The organism is Mitsuaria chitosanitabida ATCC BAA-476 = NBRC 102408, from assembly GCF_001598255.1.
GTDB lineage: Bacteria > Pseudomonadota > Gammaproteobacteria > Burkholderiales > Burkholderiaceae_C > Roseateles > Roseateles chitosanitabidus.
In genome coordinates this window covers 153,492-172,614 of record NZ_BCYP01000016.1, presented here as the reverse complement: position 1 = coordinate 172,614, position 19,123 = coordinate 153,492, and the positions used below count along the sequence as shown (strand labels likewise).

Genomic DNA, 19,123 nt, shown 5'->3' with positions numbered 1-19,123 from the left:
AGATCGTGGATCGCTCAAAGAGGTGAGTGCCGAAGATTTCCCGAAGAATCTGTTTTTGAGTCGGTATGTGTTGGTGTTTAGATTGAATATTGATGATTTGGATGAATCTGTACGTGATGTGCATGACTTTCTCTTCAATCTTGCTTTGGTGAGTCCGCGCCAATTCGTGTTGTCTCATCAATTTGAAGAGGTTCATTCATATAGAACTGATAGATTTGTTTGGAAGTGGGAGTGAGTTGGTCGATTGTCCCTCTTTGGAGGGTTGCTATCTCAGCGACGTCGCTAGCGCTTTGAAGTTTTTGGATATTCCTGCGAACGCGTGCGCCGGCAAGTCGGTTCAAGATATTGCTAGATTTACGTCCGACGGGGTTCCTGTGATTGTTCGTATCGCCAGCGACAGTAGGTCATTTTCGCATTTTGTTGTTGTCGACGGAGTGACGATTCGACAAGGTGTGCCGGTGGTCGCAATCAGAGATTCTCATGGAGTACACTGTTCTAGTTCGGTCGATACCTTTGGAAGGTCATTCACTGGCGAAGTGGCTGTGCCAAGGAGGTTAAGTGAGGCAGGCCTTGTTAATCTTGAAAGCTCAATTTCCTAAGGATTATTTCGCCAGGGAATTGAACTCCTTGCCGCATATTCCCTGCGTCTGCAGGATTGGGGGAGGTCGATTTTTGGTTGAGTTTTCTGAGCCATTGATTGAAGTGGAGGGTGAGGTTTTGGAATTTGATATCTCTGATATCGATAGATGTGCTCCCGCTGGTGGCGGTGGCGAGTACATCCATTATTCCTTTGCCACTATTACTCTGATTCCAGAGAAGGAAGATTTGTTCGTAGTTCGCGACCTTTCATTCTTTAAGGGAGTGGCTCCTGGTTGGTTTTCAATAATAAAAGACGGATTTTGGGGGGCTTGGGCGCCGGGTCCTGTCGAGGAGTCGCAATCTCCTGTTTTCGTGAAAGAGCGGCAGAGCAAGAGGCGTAAGCGCCTCCTTGAGCCTTTGAAAAGAGGAGAGGATGTCGATGGCGGCGATCCTGCTTGATGTTGAGAATGTCTCGGGGGTGCGAAGCGAATCCTTCATATGGCGTGTTGAGGTTCCAGGTAGTCTTCTCCATCACGGTCTTTTTAAGTGCGAAGATATTCCTTGTGTGTGTAGGGTGGATGAGTCTGGGTTCTCAGTGAGTGTCGTGGCTCCGTTGCCGCAAATGAAGGGGCCGGTCGAGGGCTGGGATCGTAAGCAGCTCGAACTCCGTGCCCCAGCGATGGGGGGATCTCATGTAACTTTCAATTGTCCAGGGCTGATCTCTGTGAAGCATCTAGACGGGGATCGTTATCAGATTCGAAAACTCTCGTTCTTTGTTATTGGGTACCCTGGATGGTTTCCGATCGTGGAGAACGAGGTTTGGGCCGAACCCGTTTGCCAGAACACACCAGAGGAACTTGAGTTCTTGGCTGACATAGAAGCCGAGATTGAGATGCGACGCACGAAGAAGAAGCGCTGGCCCTGAGCGACATTGGCCGTCTGCTGGATAGGTGAAGCAAGGTGACAGACCGGCCACCCTGGAGAGCGATTGCGAGTCGAGGCCGCGGAAGCGTGCGTGTCGCTTGCGACCAGGGGCGGCTTGCCGGCGGATGCTGATGATGGGCGCGACCTGAAGCTCAGCACGGTGCAGACCACCAGCAGCGACAAGCTGCGCTTCGACGCCGACAACCATATGAACCGCCCGAGCTCGCAGGAGCTCGGGACGTCGATCCTGGCCCAGGGCCCGGTGGTGCTCAGGGTCTGGCAGGACCTGCCGGGTCAAGGGCTCAAATGTGGCGTCGGATGAACTGAACTCTTCGGGGGGGCTACGTCATGCAGCGCGGCAGTGGACTTGGGATCGACGTGGGATCCAGCAGTCCCAGCCGATGGACATCGAGTCCCTCACCCTCACCCCCCCATCGCCAGCCGATACCACTCGTGGAAATGCCGCATCCCGTCCTCCATCGGGGATTGATACGGCCCGGCATCCGTGGTGCCGCGCCGGCACAGCGCGCGGCGTCCGGCATCCATGCGTTCGGCGATCTCGTCGTCCTCCACCACCGTCTCCTTGTAGGCCGCCTGGTGCGCCTCCACGAACTCGCGTTCGAAGGCGACGATGTCCTCGGGGTAGTAGAACTCGGTCACGTTCAGCGTCTCCTGCGGTCCTCGCGGATGCAACGTCGAGCGCACCAGCGCGTGCGGGTAGAGCTCGATCATGTGCGTGGGGTAGTAGGTCACCCAGATGGCGCCGAAGCTGGGCGGCACGCCGCCGCGGTACGCGAGCAGCCGTTCATGCCACGCCTCGTAGACCGGCGATCCCGGGGATGCCAGGTCCCGGTGAACGCCCACGCGCTGCACGCTGAAGGGCTCGGCGAACTCCCAGTCCAGGTCGTCGCAGGTCACGAAGCTGCCCAGTCCCGGGTGGAACGGGCCGACGTGATAGTCCTCCAGGTAGACCTCGATGAAAGTCTTCCAGTTGTAGCGGCAGGTGTGCGTCTCGATGCGGTCCAGCACATAGTCGGAGAAGTCGAACTCCGGGCGCCGGAACAGCCCGCCCAGGTCACGCGCGGGATCGCGCGGACCTTCGAAGAGCGCGCCGAGGTGCTCCTTGAGCGGGTAGCGCGGCAGGTGGGCGCAGGGCTGCGGCGAGAAGTGCGGCGCCCCGATCAGCTCGCCGCTGTCCGCGTAGGTCCAGCGGTGCAGGGGGCACACGATGTGTCCCCCCGACTGCGCGGACAGACGCCCGTGCGACGTGCCGGCCGTCACCGCGCCCGGATCGCCGCCGAGGATCAGCGCCTGGCGGTGCCGGCAGACGTTGGACAGCAGGCGCACGCCGTCCCGCCCATGCACCAGCACGCGGGCGTTGTCCTCATGACGGAGGGCGCGCCAGTCGCCGGGCTCGGGGACCCATTGGCGATGGCCGACGTAGCGCGGCGCGTGGCGCTCGAACATCGCCATCTCGCGCTGGAAGAGCGCGTCGTCGAAATAGGCCTGCACCGGCAGCTGCGGCTGCGTGGACAGCAGATGGGCGCGTCGGACGATGTCGTTCATGCGGAGTTCCGTAGATCGGTGGCGCCGAGCCGTCGCAGCCGTTCGGCGCGCGACAGGCGCGGGCAGGTGTTGCACAGTTCGCCGCCGGCGCGGCGGTCGTCGAGACAGCACACGCCGCGGTCCAGCGCCAGGCGTGAGTCGCCGGTCGCCGTGTCGTAGGCCAGGTAGCCGCTGTCCCCGGTCGCCTCCAGCAGGGCGAGCCACTCGGCGCCGAGCGCGCGCATCGCCTCGTCCGTGAGCCGCGTGAGCGGCCGCGCGCGCAGCAGCGCGGCGAGGACGCAGTCCGCGAGCAGGCGCCGCGCCGCCTTGGGGTGCAGCGGCAGCTGCGTCTGCACCGAGGCCAGCAGCGTTGCCGCCAGCGTCCGAAGCTGCGTGGCCGCGAGCGCGCGATCCGGACCGGGCAGAGGGCGGGCGAAGCGCGAGGCGGGGAGGGTGAAGCCGCTCACGTCCGCCTCGTCGGCATCGACCTGCCAGCGCAGACCGTCCAGCGGCACCACGCCGCCGGCAAGCTCCACGCCCAGCACGCTGGCGTAGGTCGGCTGCCAGACCAGGCGCGCCCAGGCGCGCAGCGCCCAGTACGCCCGACCCGCGTCGGGGTCACGCGCCCGCAGCGCCGCCACGAGCCGCTCGGCCGAGGGGCCCGCCGCGAGCGCCGGCGGGTCGCCACGCGGGACGTCGAGCTCGCAGTGCCCCCGCAGCGACGGCACCAGCGCGCGCGCCTCGGCGAAGAACGCGCGGAGCGTCAGGATGCGACCTCGGGCGTCGTCGACCGCAATGGCCCTTGCCCCGGCGTGACTGTCCTCGGCGCGAAGGGCGCCAGCGGGTTGTCCAGGGTGCCGACGATCTTGAGGTTGGCCGCCGGATCGGACAGGTTGATCATCTGCGTGTTGTTGCCCATCTGCAGCCGGTTCAGGCAGGACTGCCGGAAGGTCGGCGCGAAGAGGTCGTAGCGCGCGTACTTCTCGCGGTGCCGGGGATGCTCGGCCTGGTAGTCGCGGATGTTGGCCGCGACCTCGCCCCAGAAGTCCTCCTCGCTGCAGACCTCGTGCTCGACCAGGATCTGATTCATGAAGCGGAAGAAGCCGTCGAAGATGTCGATGAACACGGCGAGCGTCTTCAGGTCGTCCGGAAAGTCCATCACCAGCCGCCGGACGTTCTCCGGCAGCTGCGCCGACGTGTCGAAGATCGCGGCCTCCTCGGCGATGTCCTTCATCAGCACGCGCACGGGCACATGCCCCTGCATCACCAGGATCAGGTTCTCGCCATGCGGCATGAAGACCAGGTCATGCGTGTAGAAGCAGTGGATCAGCGGCGTCAGATAGGCCCGGAGGTAGCGCTGGAGCCAGGCCTTGGCGCTCAGGCCGGACGCCTCGATCAGCGCGGGCAGCAGGGCCTCGCCGTAGCGGTCCACGTGCAGCAGGCTGGCCATGGTCATCAGGCGCTCGCCCTCCTTGAGCAGCGGCAGCGGGTTCTCGCGCCACAGGGCCGAGAACATCTTCTTGTAGGGCGTGTCGGTCTCGATGGCCGCCTCGTAGTAGTGGTTGCGGAACCCCATCGAGGCGACCTCGCGCAGCATCGTGAAACCGGTGGCGCGCAGCGCCTCGTCGCGGTCCAGCAGCTCCTTGATCCACTGGTTGATCGCCGGCGTGCCCGACATGTAGTACGGCGACAGCCCGCGCATGAAGCCCATGTTGAGGATGGACAGCGAGGTCTTCACGTAGCGCTTGCGCGGCGCGCTGATGTTGAACATCGTGCGGATGGACTGCTGCGCGAGGTAGCGGTCCTCGCTCAGGCCCAGGAACACGATGCGCCGCTGCGCGACGTAGGGCGCGAACGCGACCGACAGCTTGTTGGCCCACTGCCAGGGATGCGCCGGCATGACGAGATAGTCCGCCGGGGTCAGGCCTTGATCGCGGAGCTGGGCGTCATGGCGCGCGAGCGTCTCCTCGCCGAGCTCCTCGCGCAGCAGCTGCTCGTAGCTGAGGTCGGGCACGCAGTGGAAGGCCGCCTGGTCGCGGTGCACCGCCAGCCACACGATCTGGAAGGGCGAGGCGGCCTCGGGCGCGTAGGCGCGGTAATCGGCGCCGTCGAAGCCGAGCCGGCCGTTGTTGGCGACGAAGGCGGGATGGCCCTCGGTCATCGAGGTCTCGATCACCTGGAAGTCGGTCTCGTGGATCAGCGCGCGGCTGCCGTGCGTGGTGTTGAGCTGCTTGTAGGCGCTGCTGTAGAGCGTGCTGCAGATCTCGTCGAGGTAGATCGGGAGCTGCTCGGGCTTGAGTCCCAGCGCCTGCTTGAAGTCGGTCATGAAGCGCAGGGCATCGACCTCGCGATCGACACCGCCCGCCAGGCAGTGGATCGAGTCGGCGTCGATGGCCCAGTGACCGAGCGCCATCAGACGGGCCTCGAAGCGGTAGACGGTGTGGCCGTCGGGCGTGGCCAGCGCGTAGCTCTGGTGCCGTGGGCGGCGCGCGGGGCGCGTGGCATCGAGACGCGGCTCGACGATGTGCTCATGCGCGTACTCGGACAAGGCCTTGCGGACGAGCAGGCGATTGACCCGGCGCCAGACCCGCGGGTCGAGGTGGTCGACCACCGAGGCGGAGGTGGCGATCGTGGCGGGCGTGTCGGCCGGCGTGTGGCGCGCGGGGAACGTGGTGGGCGAAGTCATGCGGGGATCTCCTGAAGGTGAAGCAAGGCGGCGCGGTAGTCGTCGCGGGTGCACAGCGCGAGGCTGGCGACCTTCTCGCGCAACTGCACGTCGCCGCGGTAGACGAAGCCGAAGGTCTTGTTGAGGGTGTGGATGCGCGCGTTGTGGCGGTCGGGCTCGACGACGACGCGGCGAGCGCCCAGTCCGTCGAACATCAGGTCCATCACGGCGCGGAAGACGCGGCGCGAGAAGCCGTGCACGACGTGGCGCGCCGGCGCCACGCAGATGTGCATGCCGAGGTCGCCGGGCTGCACGGCGTAGTGGTCGGCCAGCTGGTCGAAGCGCGGGTCATAGGACTCGGCCAGCACCACGGGTTCACCGTCCAGCGCGCCGATGTGCACGTCGCGGAAGCCGCTCTCGAGCTGCGCGACGTAGAGCTCGCGCACCTCCGCCACGCTGGCGCCCTGCAGGCACCAGAACGCCGCGTGCGGCTGCTGGAACCAGCCATGGATCATCGGGATGTCGTCCGGGACGAGGAGGCGACGGAACACCAGTCCGCCGGGCGAGACGTAGGCCAGGGGCGGCGCGATGGCGGCGTCAGGCGAGGGGTGCATGGGGGGATTCCTCCGGGGCGGGGGTGAGGGGAGACGCGCTGGACGCGGACGGGGCGGCCGGGCGCGCGTGGGGGAAGCTCCAGAGCCACAGCCCGGCCGCGAGCAGGAAGGCCGCGCCCGCGACCAGGAAGGGGGCCCGCAGGCCGAGCGTGGCCACCAGCGAGCCGGCGGTGAACGACGCGAGCAGCACGCCGCAGTTCTGGAAGATGTTGATGACGCCGTAGTCGCGGCCGAAGTCGTCGGGCGTGCTCATGCGATAGAGCTGCACGTCGAAGTTGATGACCAGCTGATACAGCGCCCAGCCGAGCAGCACGCGGCCGATCAGCATCGTCGCCACGTCGGGCACGGCCTGCAGCAGCAGCCCCAGTCCGCCCAGCACGAGGTTGGCGAGCGTGCGGCGCGTCGGGTGCTGCTCCGGCAGCGTCAGCCAACGGTGGATCAGCAACGCGCACACGGCGACGATCTTGGGCACCGCGAAGGCGGCGCCGGCCGCGATCTCGCCGCCCCAGGCGCTGACGCCGGACCAGTACGTCGAGAAGAACGGCCGCGCCAGGGCCGCGCCGAAGTCGAACAGCAGCATCACCATCGCCAGCCTGAGGAGGGGCGCGTGACCCCGGAGACTGAAGCGCCGTGGCGCGACCCGCTCCTCGGCGTCCTCGGCCAGCACCGGCACCATGCGCTGGCTGCGGATCAACCAGGTGCAGATGAGCATCTGCACGAGGTCGGCGAGCGCCATCAGCAGCACGCACTCGCGCACGCCCCAGTGCGCGATCACGGCGCCGCCCGCGACCGCGCCGAGGACCACGCCCAGGTGCGCCGTCACCGACAGCAGACCGATGGTGGCGGCGCGCGTGTCATCGGTCTCGGTGCGCATCAGGTAGGGGAAGTTGAGCAGGTAGCTGCTCTTGAACGCGAACATCGCCATCGAGAGCAGCCAGTAGCTCGCCAGCCCGGGCGCCCAGTAGCTGGCCAGGCACAGCGCCGCCGCGATGCCCTGCGTGAGCTGCAGGATGTGCAGGGTCTCGAAGCGGCGCGCCACGCGCACCCACAGCGGGAAGACGCACATCACCGTGATCGAGATGAAGGCCACGTAGGCACCGACGTGCCAGGGGCTGGCATGGTCGTAGCGCTCCGCGAAGAACTGCGGATAGAACGGGATCAGCAGCGCGTCGCTGATGACCGCGAACAGCGTCATGAGGATCAGTCCGTGTCTCAGGCGCATGCGATGTCCTGTGCGGGAAGGGCGCCCGACGCGAGCGGCCGGTACAGCGGCGAGCGCGGCACGCCGAAGCTCTGCAGCGCGATGCCGGTCTCGATGGGGTAGTGCGCCACGCCGGTCAGCTCGCGGATCAGGCAGGAGTTGCGATAGCAGGCCAGGCCCAGCTCGGGGTTGCTCAGGCCGTGGCTGTGCAGGCCGCCGTTCTGCACGTAGACCTCGCGGCCGGTGACGTCGACGGCGTAGTCGCGGGTGGGCTGGTATCGCCCCTGGCGGTCGAAGCGCAGCCGATGCTCGATGCCGCCGAGGAAGCGCGGCACGCGCTGGCGATAGCCGGTGGCGAAGATCAGGCCGTCGGTCCGGTGCTCGAAGACCTGGCCGGTGTCGGTGCGATGGAACTCCAGCAGGTGCTCGTCCGTCGCCGGATCGACACGGCAACGGCGCAGCTCCGACTGCGTGACGAGATGCGTCTGGTGGGTCTGGCGCTGTCGGGCCCGTTCGAGCAGGTGATAGATGTCGTCCATCAAGCGCGCGTTGATGCCCTTGTAGAGGCTGTCCTGGCGGGCCAGCACGGCGGCCTTGCGGTCCTCGGGCAGGCCGTAGAAGTAGTCCGTGTAGTCCGGCGAGAACATCTCCAGCGTCAGCCGGGTCGTCTCCATCTGGAAGAAGTAGGGCGAGCGCGTGATCCAGTTGACCGTGGTGCCGCGCCGCGCGGCTTCCTTGAGCAGGTCGTGGCAGACCTCGGCGGCGCTCTGGCCGCTGCCGACGACGGTCACGGAGCGCTTGTCGAGCAGGCGCGCCTTGTGCTGCAGGTAGTGGGCCGTGTGCAGGTAGTCGCCGGCACTGTCCTCGCAGCAGGCCGGCAGGCTGGGCTGGGCCCCCACGCCGAGCACCAGCTTGCGCGCGCGGAACTCGACGAGCGTCCCGTCCGCGCGCCGGGCGTGGACGCGATAGGGCGCGCGGTCGGTGTCGCGCGGGTCGCGCTCGTCATGCGCGCCGTGTCCGTCGCGCGCGTCGTGGGCGATGGCCACCACCTCGTGGCCGAAGCGCACGTTGGGCAAGCGCCGCGCGGCCCACTGGCAGTAGCGGTTGAAGCTCTCGCGTGTGATGTAGTGCGGGCCGTTGATGTAGTGCGAGTAGATCTCGCCGCTGTGCTTGCAGTAGTTGAGGTAGCTGTACGCGCTGGTGGGATCGGCCAGGCTGACGAGATCGGCCAGGCAGGGGTTCTGCAGCGTGGTGTCCTCGATCAGCATGCCGGGATGCCAGTTGAATTCCGCGTGGCTGTCGAGGAAGAGCGCGCGGCAGGGCGCGGGCGCGGTCGCCAGCGGTGCCATCAGGCAGGCGAGGCTGAGGTTGAAGGGGCCGAGGCCGATGCCGATGACATCGTGGACCTCGGCGTCGTTGGATCGGGGATCGTTGCCAGGCATCGTGGCCGCCTTCCAGTCGCTGAGTGTGGGGAGCGCGGCCACCGGCCGCGCGCTACCTCCCTCTGACGGATCCCGGCCTCGAAAATTCAGGCAGTGGCACTGTCGCGCGCAGGGGTACTGCCCCTGTCATCCCTCGGTCGCCCGAGATCCGGGCAACGCGCCAGGGCCTGGGCGGCCTCCTGCACCATGAAGTTCACGAGCGTGGTGGACACGCCCAGTCGCAGCCCCACCTCCTGCTGCGTGTGGCCGTGCACGCGATGCAGCACGAAGGCCTGGCGCGTGCGCGCAGGCAGGCCGCTCAGGCAGCGCTCCACGCAGCGCAGGAGCTCGCGTCCGATGGCCTGATGCTCGGGCGTGGCGGTCGGGGCCTCCTGATCCAGGCCCTCGTCCTCCGTGCCCAGCAGCTGCTGCTCGGTCTGGCGCCGGCGCAGGTGGTCGATGCACAGGTGCCGGACGACGCGCATGCAGTACGCGACCGGCTGCTGCACGCCGTGGGGGGACGTGGTCTGCATCAGCTTCATGCAGGCCTCCTGCACCACGTCCTCGGCGAGGTCGCGATCGCCCATCCATCGCCAGGCCGCGCGCCGCAGGAGCGGGCGGTGGGCGATGAAGTCGGCGACGAGGGGGTGCGTGGACGGCGACAGCGGCGCCGCCATCTCAGAGCTTCCAGTTCAGCGTCAGTTGCCCGCTGCGGCCGGCGCCGAGCAGGCTCTGGTCCCAGTACAGGCTGGCCAGGTACTTGCGGTCGGTCACGTTGTTGAGCAGCAGATGCGCGCTGAGCCGGTCGCTGAAGTCGTAGCGCGCCATCAGGCCCAGCACGGCATAGCCGGGCTGCCTCGCGAGGATGGCGCTCCCGTCCGGCGCGGCCTGCGTGCCGTTCACGCGATGGATGTCGCTCTGCCAGCGCAGGGTCGCGCCCAGCTTCAGCTGGGGCAGAGCGGGCACGCGGTAGCGCGCGGACAGCCGGGCCGTGCGACGCGGGACGAAGGTGCGCGCGTCGGCGCCTGTCGCGTCCTCGATGCTCAGCTGGGTGTAGCCGGCGGTCAGGTCCCAGTCCGGGCTCAGGCGGCCGGACATCTCCAGCTCGAAGCCCTTGGCCGTGGCGTCGATGCGGCGGTAGTAGGAGAAGCCGCCGTCGGTGTCGAAGCCGGCGTACTCGGCCAGGTTGTTCTGCGTGGTGCGGAAGACCGCGAACGAGCCGTTGAGCTCGCCGTCCAGCCATTCGCCCTTGGCGCCCAGTTCGACGTTCCGGCCCTCGATCGGCCCGAGCAGCGCCTGCCTGGCGTCGACCTGCGTCTGCGGGTTCACGATCGTGGTGTAGCTGGCGTAGAGCGAGTGGTGCGCGTCCACGTCCACGACGGTGCCGACATAGGGCACGGTCTTGCTCTCCTGGTAGACCCGCGGCACGGCGCGGAACCCCAGGCCCTCGCTGCGCATGCGCGTGTGGTTCAGGCCCAGCAGCAGCTTCCACGGATCGGCCAGGTTCAGGCGCGCCATCGCGTAGAAGGACTCGCGCCGGTTGATGAAGTCGGCGGAGCCGGTGCCGCCCGTCCAGGCCGGCTCGGGGTAGTTGCCCCAGCCGTCGGGGGCGATCATCGCGGTGCCGTTGCCGGCGCCGCGCTGGTAGGAGGCCTCGTTGTGCACGCGCGCGGCGTTGACGCCGACCACCAGATCGTGGCGACGGCCGAGCAGCTCGACCGGGCCCGAGGCGCTGGCGTCGAAGAGCTTCTGGGTCTCGTCGGTGAGCTGCGTCGAGGTCCAGCTTTCCGTGCCGGCGCCCGTCGCGCGGTCGGGCAGGGCGCCGGAGATGCTGAACAGCTTGCCGTCGGCCTTGAGCAGACGGTAGCTGGCCATCGCCTTGGCGTTCCATCCGTTGCCCAGCGCGTGCGTCAGCTCGGCGAAGCCCGTGGTGTCCGTGTTGTCCCAGTGGGACCAGCGCGGCGCGGCGGCCGTCGAGCGGGGGTAGTCGGTGGGCGAGCCATCGGCGTTGTTCAGCGGCAGGCCGCCCCAGGCCGTGCCCTCGGGGCGATTCGCCTGCCGCGACAGGCCCAGCGTGAGCGTGGTGCGCGGCCCGATCGAGGCCTCGATCAGCCCGGCCACGAGGTTCTTGGTGAGGGCGTAGTGGTCCATGAAGGACTCGTTGCGCTGGGCCATGACGATCGCGCGGCCGCGCAGGGTGCCGGACTCGTTGAGCGGGCCCGAGACATCCCCCTCGGCGCGGCGCTTGTTCCAGGAGCCCAGCGTGAGACCGACCGATCCCTGGAAGCTGGCTGTGGGCCGCTTGCGCACGTAGTTCACTGTGGCGGCGGGATTGCCGGTGGAGGTCAGCAGGCCGTTGGCGCCGCGCAGCACCTCGACGCGATCGAAGAGCGCGGTGTCGATGTCGCCGAGCTGGTCGCCGTTGGTGAAGGGCATGCCGACGCCGTCCACCTGGAAGTTGGAGATGTCGAAACCGCGTGCGTTGAAGTAGGTCCGGTCGCTCTCGACGACGTCGACCGAGACCCCCGTGGTGTTCGCGAGCACGTCGTTGGCGTTGAGCAGGCCGAAGTCGTCCATGCGGGCGCGGGTCACGACGGTGATGGACTGCGGCGTCTCGCGAGGCGAGAGCGCCAGCCGGGTGGCGGTGCTCGTGGCGATGACGCCGTAGCGATCGCTCTTCTCGGTCTGCAGCGGGGCGTTGCGGGCCTGCACCTGCACGGCGGGCAGGTAACCGACCGGCAGCGCGGCGACCTCGTCGGCGGCGACGCGCTCGATCACGAAGCTGCCGTCGGCCTGGGCGACCGCCTTCAGCGGCGCGCCGGCGAGCAGGTGGCGCAGTCCCGACTCGACGGTGTAGGCGCCCTCGAGGCCCGCGCTGTGGCGCCCCTGGACCAGTTGGGGGTCGAAGGACAGCAGGACGCCGGCGGAGCGGGCCAGGGTGGTCAGCGCCAGGTCGAGCGGCCCCGGCGGAATGTTGAAGGCGCGCGGCGCCTGCGCGGCGGGCCTGCCGCCCTGCGGCTGGGCCAGGAGGGTGGCGGGCGCGAGCGACAGCGCGAGGCAGGTCGCGAGGCTGCCGGCGGCGAGGGGCGAGCGTCGGAACAGGGGCTGGGCGGGACGGGAGGCGGCGCGGAGGCGTCGGGCGGTCATGGAACACCTTTCTCGGAAAGTGGAGGTCTTTCCTGTGAACCGAACGAAGCGCCGAAACCTGCAGTCCTCGCCAGAAAAAAATTCAGCGCGGCTCCAGCGTCACCCACCAGGCGGTGATCGCGCGCGCGCGCACTGGCAGCGTGCGCTGGAGCGCGGCCACCACGCGGTCCAGGTTGTCGAGCGGGAACACCCCCGAGATGCGCAGCCGCGCCACCGCCGGGTCGCAGCGCAGCCAGCCCTTGCGGTAGCGCGCGAGCTCCGCGACGAGCTCGGCCAAGGGCATGTCGCGCGCGACGAGCAGGCCGTTGACCCAGGCGCCGGCGGATCCGTCGATCGTGCCGGCGGGACCGGCGCCCAGGGCGTCGAACGACCATTGCTGTCCCGGACCCAGGCGATGGCGCGTGGCGGTCGTGGCCTCGCGGCTCGGCTGCGCATCGATCCAGCCCTCCAGCGCCTGGACGGAGGTCCGCCCGTCGAGCTGCCTCACGATGAATCGGCCCGCAGCCGTCTGCAGGCGGCCTTGCGCGGTCCGGACCACGAAGGGGGTCGACGGGGTTGCGCGGTCCCGGACGCACTCAATCAGGACTTCACCGGAGAACAGATCCACGCAGCGACGGTGCGCGTCGACGCGGGCATCCAGCGCGGTGGCGGTGTTCAGTTGCAGCACGCTGCCATCGGCCAGGACGACGCGGCGGCGTTCGCCGATGCCCGTGCGGTGGGAGGCCATCAGGGCCGGCCATCCCCCGTCCGGCGCGGCGGCGAAGCCGATGCCCGCAGTGCCGGCCAGCAGCACGACGCCCTTCAGGACGGCCCGGCGCCGAGGCGCGCGTTCCGATTGCCGCGCCGCCGCCAGCGTGCCGCGGGCGAGCGCGGGCGGCAGGGTCTTGACCCGCTGGCTGAAGGCCTGCAGGTCGGCCCAGGCGCGCGCGTGCTCGGGTCGCTCGCGTTGCCAGTGGTCGCAGGCCTGGTGCTCCTGCGGTGTCGCCCAGCCCGACTGCAGCTTGACCATCCAGGCCACGGCGGCCTCGACGACGGCCGGGGGCAGTTCCTCCGGCGCTCGACGGGTGCCCGTCATTGCAGCGGCATGCCTTGCCGAGCCCGGTGGCAGGCGCTGAAGGCCCGCGTCATGTATTGCTGGACGGAGCTGAGCGACACGCCGAGCTCGGTGGCGATCTGGCTGTAGGGCAGGCCGTCGATCTGGGACAGCAGGAAGGCCTGCTGCACCTTGGCCGGCAGGTCGCGCAGGACCGCGTCGACCTCCAGCAAGGTCTCCAGCATGACCTGCTGATCCTCGATGGACGGCACCTGGTCCTCGGAGAGAAAGGAGAGCGCCTCGAGGAAGGCGCGCTCGAGCGATGCCCGGCGCAGGTGGTCGACCATCAGGCCATGGGCGATGGTGCTGAGCAGCGCCTTGCCGCCGCCCAGGTCGTCGTGGCAGGTGAGGGCGTCCCGGCGCACCAGGACGCGCGCGAAGGTGTCATGCGCCAGGTCCGCGGCGTGATGCGGGCAGCCCAGGCGCCGACGAAGCCAACCGACCAGCCACTGGTGATGACCTTGGTACAGGTGGCCGATGGTGGTGAGGTTGAGGGTCTGGGTGTCACGCATAGTGGCGGCTCACGCTGGCGACAAATTTGGAAATAAAAACTATTCGCATTTACGCACATCGGATGGTGCGGCGTCAATGCGGGGAGGTCCGGGAGAGAATCGCGAGTTCGACGGCCCCTGGTCGGACCGACAGCCTGTCCCTGTCCACAGCTGGCGCCGTCAGACTCCCGAATGACCGACGCTCAATACACGACCTTGCCGCACTGGCCCAACGCCTATCCGGCCAGCGGCGCCCATGCCACGCTGAAGCTGCTCAACGAGGACTTCCTCGTCACCGAACTGCCGCTGCAACTGCCCTCCGGCGCGGGCGAACATGTCTGGCTGGACGTCGAGAAGAACGGCGCCAACACCGCCTTCGTGGCCCAGCAACTCGCCGAGGCCGCCGGCGTGCCGGACCGGGACGTGGGCTATGCCGGCCTGAAGGACCGCTACGCCATCACGCGCCAGTGGTTCAGCATCTATCTGCCCAAGGGCGAGACGCCCGACCTGACCCAGCTCCAGCATCCCGAGTTCAAGGTGCTGAGCCAGAGCCGCCATGTGAAGAAGCTGCGCCCCGGCGATCTGCAGGGCAACCGGTTCCGCATCGTGCTGCGCGACCTGACCGGCGACCGCGACGCCCTCGAGGCCAACCTCCAGGCCGTGGCGTCGCAGGGCGTGCCCAACTACTTCGGCGCTCAGCGTTTCGGCCATGACGGCGGCAATGTCGAGCAGGGCCGGGCCATGCTGGCGCGCGAGATCCGCGTGCGCAACCCGAAGAAGAAGGGCATCTACCTGTCGGCGGTGCGCTCGTTCGTCTTCAACGAGGTGCTGGCGCTGCGCATCCAGCAAGGACTCTGGGGCCGGACCCTGTCCGGCGACGTGATGGACGAGGCGGGCCGGCCGACGGGACCGCTCTGGGGACGAGGCCGCGTGAGCACCACGGAGGACGCGCAGGCGCTGGAGAACGGCGTGGCCGCGCGTCACGCCGCGCTGTGCGACGGCATGGAACACGCCGGTCTGGATCAGGAGCGCCGCGCCTTGGTGGCGAGTCCGCTCGACATGAGCTGGGAATGGCCGCAGGCCGATCAACTGGTGCTCACGTTCTCGCTGCCCGCGGGGAACTACGCCACCTCCGTGCTGCACGAGATCCTGCGCACCACGGAGCCGGAACGGCACACCGAGAGCGAGGGCGAGAGCGAGACGCCGGCCGCCGAGTGACGGCATCCTCACCTCCGGGTGAGGCCAACGCGCGCCGCTAGCGGCGCCTGCGCGGCGGGTCGATCGGGAGATCGATCCGCCGACGCGAGATCCGCTGTTCGCCTGGACGGCGAGCACCACGCGGATCCGCGCCACGAGGACCTGCATCGCGGGATGCGATGCCGGTCCTTCCGATGCATTTCCACCGATCGCCGACCCGCGCGAGGTCCGCGCGCGCCGCCGCGCGCGTATGCACGCCTTCGTCCGTCCCGGTCTCGGGGAAAGCACGGTCATGGTTTGTCCTAGCGCCTGGCGCGTGGCCGAAGGCTTGAAACGCCGATGCGCGCTGCCCATAATCAATAAAAAATGAATCGTCATTCATTAATGGAGCTTGCGATGAGGTCCTGTGGTGGTGGATGGAATGAGCGTCTGGGGCTGACCCCGATGCGCCTGGCGGTGTTGGGGCTGTGTGGGGGCGTGCATTTCTCGGGCCAGGCGCAGACGCAGGCCGCGACCGAGCCGCCCGCCGCGGAGGCACGCGACGTGCAGGCGCTCGAGCTCGTCACGGTCACCGCGCAGCGGCGGCGCGAGCCGGCGCGGGAAGTTCCGCTCACCGCGGACGTGCTGAAGGGCGAGGCGCTGGCCCGCGGCGGCTATCAGTCGCTGCGCGACATCGCCGCGCTCCTGCCCGGGGTGAACTTCACCCAGGCCACCGCCTCGACGGGACAGAGCCAGATCACCATGCGGGGCGTGACCACCGGCAGCCAGGTCGGCGCCACGGTCGGCATGTACGTGGATGACGTGCCCTTCGGATCGAGCTCCGCCTACGCCGGCGGCGGGGCCGGCGCGCTGGACCTGGGCCTCTTCGATCTGTCGAACGTGGAGGTGCTGCGCGGTCCGCAGGGCACGCTCTATGGTGCGAGCGCCATGGGCGGCCTCATCAAGTACGTCTCGGCGGAGCCGGAGTCGGGCTACCTCGGCGGGCAGGCGACGGCCGAGCTCTCCAGCGTGAAGGGCGGTCGTGTCGGTCATGTGCTGCGCGGGCTGATCAACGTGCCGGTGATGCAGGACACGGCGGCGCTGCGGGTCACCCTCTACCAACGGCGCGAGGGCGGATTCACCCGGGATCTCGATCACGAGGGTCGTGTCGTCGACGGCGCGCGCACGGACGGCGGCCGCGTGGCCCTGTCGCTCCAGCCCAGCAAGGACCTGAGCCTGCGGCTCACGGCCATGACGCAGCGGCAGTCGCGCGACGGCTCCGCGCAGGAGGATGACGTGGTGGCGACGGGGCAGCCCGTCGACGCGCGCTACACCAAGCGCCTGTTCGTGAGCGAGCCCGTGACCGTGCGCAACCATCTGCTCACCGCGGTGGTCAAGGCGGATCTGAAGTGGGCGACGCTCGAGTCCATCACCGGCTGGCAGCGCTCGACCAACGACGGGCGCGCGGATCCCACGGCGTTCTATGGCCCGTTCCTGGGCCAGATCGGGATCGTCAATCCGGGCTACGCGCTGGACTACGGATTCGACAACCGCAAGCTCTCGCAGGAGTTCCGTCTGACCTCCGCGCGCAGCCGCGCGCTCGAATGGCTGGTGGGCGCCTTCTACGCGGACGAGCGGGGCGACAAGACGCAGCACATGACACCGCTGGACGCGCAGCTGCATCCCGTGCAGCCGCTGCTGGTCGACGCGCGCTTCCCCTCCACTTATCGCGAGATCGCGGCCTTCGGAACGGCGACCTACTACCTGACAGCGAGCACCGACCTGACCCTCGGCGTGCGTCAGAGCCGCAACTCGCAGCATCTCGACCAGAGCTTCAGCGGCCTGTTCGCGCCGCCACCGCAACCGGCCGCGAGTTCGACCGAGAACGTCACGACCTGGCTGGCCACCGCACGCTGGCGTCCCGCCGCCGACCAGGCGCTGTATGTGCGCGCCGCCAGCGGCTATCGACCGGGCGGGCCGCTGCCGGTGATCCAGGATCCGGTGACGGGCCAGCCGCTGAACAAGCCTTTCTTCAAGTCCGACAGCCTGTGGAGCTACGAGGTGGGCTGGAAGGGGACGCTGATCCCGAACCGCCTGAGCTCCGAGCTCGCGCTGTACCAGATCGACTGGAACGACATCCAGGTCTTCACCGCGAGCGCCGGCTTCTCGGGCATCGGCAACGCCAAGCGCGCGCGTTCCCGCGGCGTGGAATGGAGCTTGCGCGCCATGCCGATGCAGGGGCTGCGGGTGTCGACCGCGCTCAGCCTGATCGACGCCAAGCTGCTGGAGGACAGCCCCGACCTGGGCGGCGTGGCCGGGGAGCGCATGCCCGACACCGCGCGGACCTCCGCGGCGCTCCAGGCCGATCGGGACTTCGAGTGGCTCGGACGTCCCGCCCATCTCGGATTCACCTGGCGCTATACCGGCGACCGGTTCAATGCCTTCAAGGCCGCGCCCGGCAACCCGCAGTACCGCCTGCCGGCCTACTCGGCGCTGGACCTGCGAGGCGGGCTGGGGTTCGGTCGCATGAACCTGGACTTCTTCATCCGGAACCTGACCAACCGGCATGCGCAGCTGGGGGCGGACACCTCGCTCAGCCTGGCCGGCGGGCCGGCGCGCGTGAGCGTGCTGGCGCCCCGCACGATCGGCCTGCAGCTGAGCGCCGAGTTCTGAGGAGACCTGACATGCAGATCGACAGCTGGGTGGAAGAGATTCCCTTCAAGGCGCCGTTGGCCATCGCGGGACGCACGCTGGTCGGGCAGTCCGTGCTTCGGGTGACGGGCCGGCACGCGGGCCTCGTGGCCGAGGCGGAGGCGGCGGGCGTCTTCTATCACGGGGACGACGGGCACCGCATGCGAGCGCAGGTGCAGGAGGTCCTGCCGCGTCTCGGCGAGGACCTGCCCATGGCCTGGCGCGCGGTGAGGGCCATGCGGCCGGGCGGCGCGCGCAACGCGCTGGACTGGGTGATGTGGCAACTGGCGGCGGGCGCGAGCGGACGGCCGGTCCATGAGCTCGCCTTCCTGTCTCGTCTGCGACCGCTGGCGACCATGGTCACGCTCGGTCTCGCGAGCGCGTCGCAAATGGCCCAGGCGGCGCTCGCGTTGCCGGAGGCGCGGATGCTCAAGCTCAAGCTCGAGGGGACGGAGGCGGACGCCGAGCGCGTCACGGCGGTGCGCCAGGCGCGGCCCGATGTGCGGCTGGGCATCGATGCCAACGAGGGCTGGACGCTGGGCCACCTCGAGCGCATGACCGCGACCTTGCTGGCGCAGGGCGTCGAGCTGATCGAGCAGCCCTTGCCGGCGTCACGCGACGACGAACTGGCCGGCTATCGCTCGCCCATTCCGCTCGCGGCGGACGAGTCGCTGCAGACGCTGGACGATCTCGATCAGGTGGCGACGCGCTACCAGGTGGCCAACATCAAGCTGGACAAGTGCGGCGGGCTCAGCGCCGCGCTCACCTTGGCGAACGAGGCCCGGCAGCGGGGAATGCGCGTGATGATCGGCTGCATGGGGGGACGGTCCCTGGCCATCCTGCCGGCCTTCATCGCGGCGCAGACGGCCGATCTGGTCGACCTGGACGCGCCGCTGTTCATGGCCGGGGACACCGCGCCGGCCGCCCGCTATGCGCAGGGGCAGGTGAGCTTCGACGTCGACGCACTCGACGTGGCGGCGCCGGCGCGGCGGTCGCCGGTCAGCGCCTGGCTCTGACGGGGGCGCCATGCAGGATCGCCACCAACCAGCGCGCCGTCTTGATCTTGGCCTCCGTCTGTGGCGGCACGCCCAGCAACGCCTTGACCTGCGCCGCCACCAGCAGCGACAGCAGGCCCTCGCCGATGGCCTTCAGCGCGGTCTTGTCGAGCTGGTCGTTGTTCGCGCCCGCGCGGGCGACGGCATCGAACAGCGCCGTGCGCAGGCGGTCGAAGTTCGCCGCGACGAAGCCCTGGATCTGCGGGTTTCGACGCGCGATGGTCGCGACTTCCAGCGCGGTCAGGCTCGCGGCGCTCGCGGCGTCCTGGGCCTTCACGATGGTCTCGATCAGGCCGAGCAGCTCGCTCGCCGTCTCGCAGGCCTCGAAGGGGCCGACGTTGGTGTCCGCCTGCTCGATGAGGCGCGTCAGCACGTCCTCCTTGGAGCGGAAGTGCACGTAGATCGACCCCACCGACAACCCGGCCTCCGCCGCGATGTCGCTCATGACCGCGTCGGCCACGCCCTTCCGGTCGAAGACCGCGCGCGCCGCATCCAGGATCTGTTGACGCACGGCAGCCATG

The 19,123-nt window shown here is 68.6% G+C and carries 17 protein-coding genes and 1 pseudogene; 7 read left to right on the top strand and 11 right to left on the bottom strand.

Annotated features, from left to right (window positions below):
- The 4 genes and pseudogenes from MCHT01_RS27125 to MCHT01_RS10115 form a co-directional block, all read left to right on the top strand.
- A pseudogene (locus tag MCHT01_RS27125) lies at positions 1-235 on the top strand (hypothetical protein); the annotation flags it as partial.
- 323 nt (positions 236-558) lie between these two features.
- Positions 559-1,038: a hypothetical protein gene (locus MCHT01_RS26185; protein ID WP_148661474.1), complete on the top strand. Its 480-nt coding sequence runs from the start codon at positions 559-561 to the stop codon at positions 1,036-1,038.
- The gene (locus MCHT01_RS26735; RefSeq protein ID WP_169806117.1) at positions 1,019-1,504 is read left to right on the top strand and encodes a hypothetical protein; all 486 of its coding nucleotides are present in this window, start codon (positions 1,019-1,021) and stop codon (positions 1,502-1,504) included. The genes MCHT01_RS26185 and MCHT01_RS26735 overlap by 20 nt, the downstream gene beginning before the upstream one ends.
- Positions 1,505-1,567: 63 nt before the next feature.
- Positions 1,568-1,825, top strand: coding sequence for a hypothetical protein (locus MCHT01_RS10115; protein WP_067065135.1), 258 nt, complete (start codon positions 1,568-1,570; stop codon positions 1,823-1,825).
- A gap of 101 nt (positions 1,826-1,926) precedes the next feature.
- On the opposite strand, the gene MCHT01_RS10110 is transcribed toward MCHT01_RS10115, so the two are convergent.
- From MCHT01_RS10110 to MCHT01_RS10065, 10 genes are all read right to left on the bottom strand, one after another.
- On the bottom strand, positions 1,927-3,069 hold the full coding sequence (locus tag MCHT01_RS10110; RefSeq protein WP_067065133.1) for an aromatic ring-hydroxylating oxygenase subunit alpha: 1,143 nt from the start codon (positions 3,067-3,069) through the stop codon (positions 1,927-1,929).
- A complete protein-coding gene (locus MCHT01_RS10105) occupies positions 3,066-3,776 on the bottom strand; it encodes a (2Fe-2S)-binding protein (protein ID WP_067065132.1) in 711 nt (236 codons plus the stop codon). Before MCHT01_RS10105 ends, MCHT01_RS10110 begins: the two co-directional genes overlap by 4 nt.
- Before the next feature lie 35 nt (positions 3,777-3,811).
- Entirely contained in the window at positions 3,812-5,734 is a 1,923-nt protein-coding gene (locus MCHT01_RS10100; protein ID WP_084452334.1) for an IucA/IucC family protein, read from the bottom strand.
- Entirely contained in the window at positions 5,731-6,327 is a 597-nt protein-coding gene (locus tag MCHT01_RS10095; RefSeq protein ID WP_067065130.1) for a GNAT family N-acetyltransferase, read from the bottom strand. The genes MCHT01_RS10100 and MCHT01_RS10095 overlap by 4 nt, the downstream gene beginning before the upstream one ends.
- Positions 6,311-7,549 carry an MFS transporter gene (locus tag MCHT01_RS10090; protein WP_067065128.1) on the bottom strand — a complete coding sequence of 413 codons (1,239 nt, stop codon included), beginning with the start codon at positions 7,547-7,549 and terminating at the stop codon, positions 6,311-6,313. Before MCHT01_RS10090 ends, MCHT01_RS10095 begins: the two co-directional genes overlap by 17 nt.
- Entirely contained in the window at positions 7,540-8,970 is a 1,431-nt protein-coding gene (locus tag MCHT01_RS10085; protein ID WP_067065165.1) for a lysine N(6)-hydroxylase/L-ornithine N(5)-oxygenase family protein, read from the bottom strand. Before MCHT01_RS10085 ends, MCHT01_RS10090 begins: the two co-directional genes overlap by 10 nt.
- 86 nt (positions 8,971-9,056) lie before the next feature.
- Complete coding sequence (locus tag MCHT01_RS10080; RefSeq protein WP_067065127.1) at positions 9,057-9,626, bottom strand: sigma-70 family RNA polymerase sigma factor; 570 nt, start codon at positions 9,624-9,626, stop codon at positions 9,057-9,059.
- 1 nt (position 9,627) lies between these two features.
- The gene (locus tag MCHT01_RS10075) at positions 9,628-12,096 is read right to left on the bottom strand and encodes a TonB-dependent siderophore receptor (RefSeq protein WP_067065125.1); all 2,469 of its coding nucleotides are present in this window, start codon (positions 12,094-12,096) and stop codon (positions 9,628-9,630) included.
- 82 nt (positions 12,097-12,178) lie between these two features.
- Entirely contained in the window at positions 12,179-13,171 is a 993-nt protein-coding gene (locus tag MCHT01_RS10070; protein WP_067065123.1) for a FecR domain-containing protein, read from the bottom strand.
- Positions 13,168-13,701, bottom strand: coding sequence for a sigma-70 family RNA polymerase sigma factor (locus MCHT01_RS10065; RefSeq protein WP_067065122.1), 534 nt, complete (start codon positions 13,699-13,701; stop codon positions 13,168-13,170). The genes MCHT01_RS10070 and MCHT01_RS10065 overlap by 4 nt, the downstream gene beginning before the upstream one ends.
- Before the next feature lie 171 nt (positions 13,702-13,872).
- Here MCHT01_RS10065 and truD point away from each other — a divergent pair, with 171 nt between their 5' ends.
- From truD to MCHT01_RS26180, 3 genes are all read left to right on the top strand, one after another.
- A complete protein-coding gene (gene truD, locus MCHT01_RS10060; protein WP_084452332.1) occupies positions 13,873-14,898 on the top strand; it encodes a tRNA pseudouridine(13) synthase TruD in 1,026 nt (341 codons plus the stop codon).
- 375 nt (positions 14,899-15,273) lie between these two features.
- Entirely contained in the window at positions 15,274-17,529 is a 2,256-nt protein-coding gene (locus tag MCHT01_RS10055) for a TonB-dependent receptor (protein ID WP_169806116.1), read from the top strand.
- Between the two features lie 11 nt (positions 17,530-17,540).
- Positions 17,541-18,563 (top strand): enolase C-terminal domain-like protein, encoded by a 1,023-nt coding sequence (locus tag MCHT01_RS26180; RefSeq protein WP_067065117.1) that lies wholly within the window; start codon positions 17,541-17,543, stop codon positions 18,561-18,563.
- Here the strand turns inward: MCHT01_RS26180 and MCHT01_RS10045 are convergent.
- Positions 18,547-19,122, bottom strand: a complete 576-nt coding sequence (locus tag MCHT01_RS10045) for a TetR/AcrR family transcriptional regulator (RefSeq protein WP_067065116.1) — start codon at positions 19,120-19,122, stop codon at positions 18,547-18,549. The two genes, MCHT01_RS26180 and MCHT01_RS10045, sit on opposite strands and share 17 nt — an antisense overlap.
- Position 19,123 lies beyond the last annotated feature (1 nt).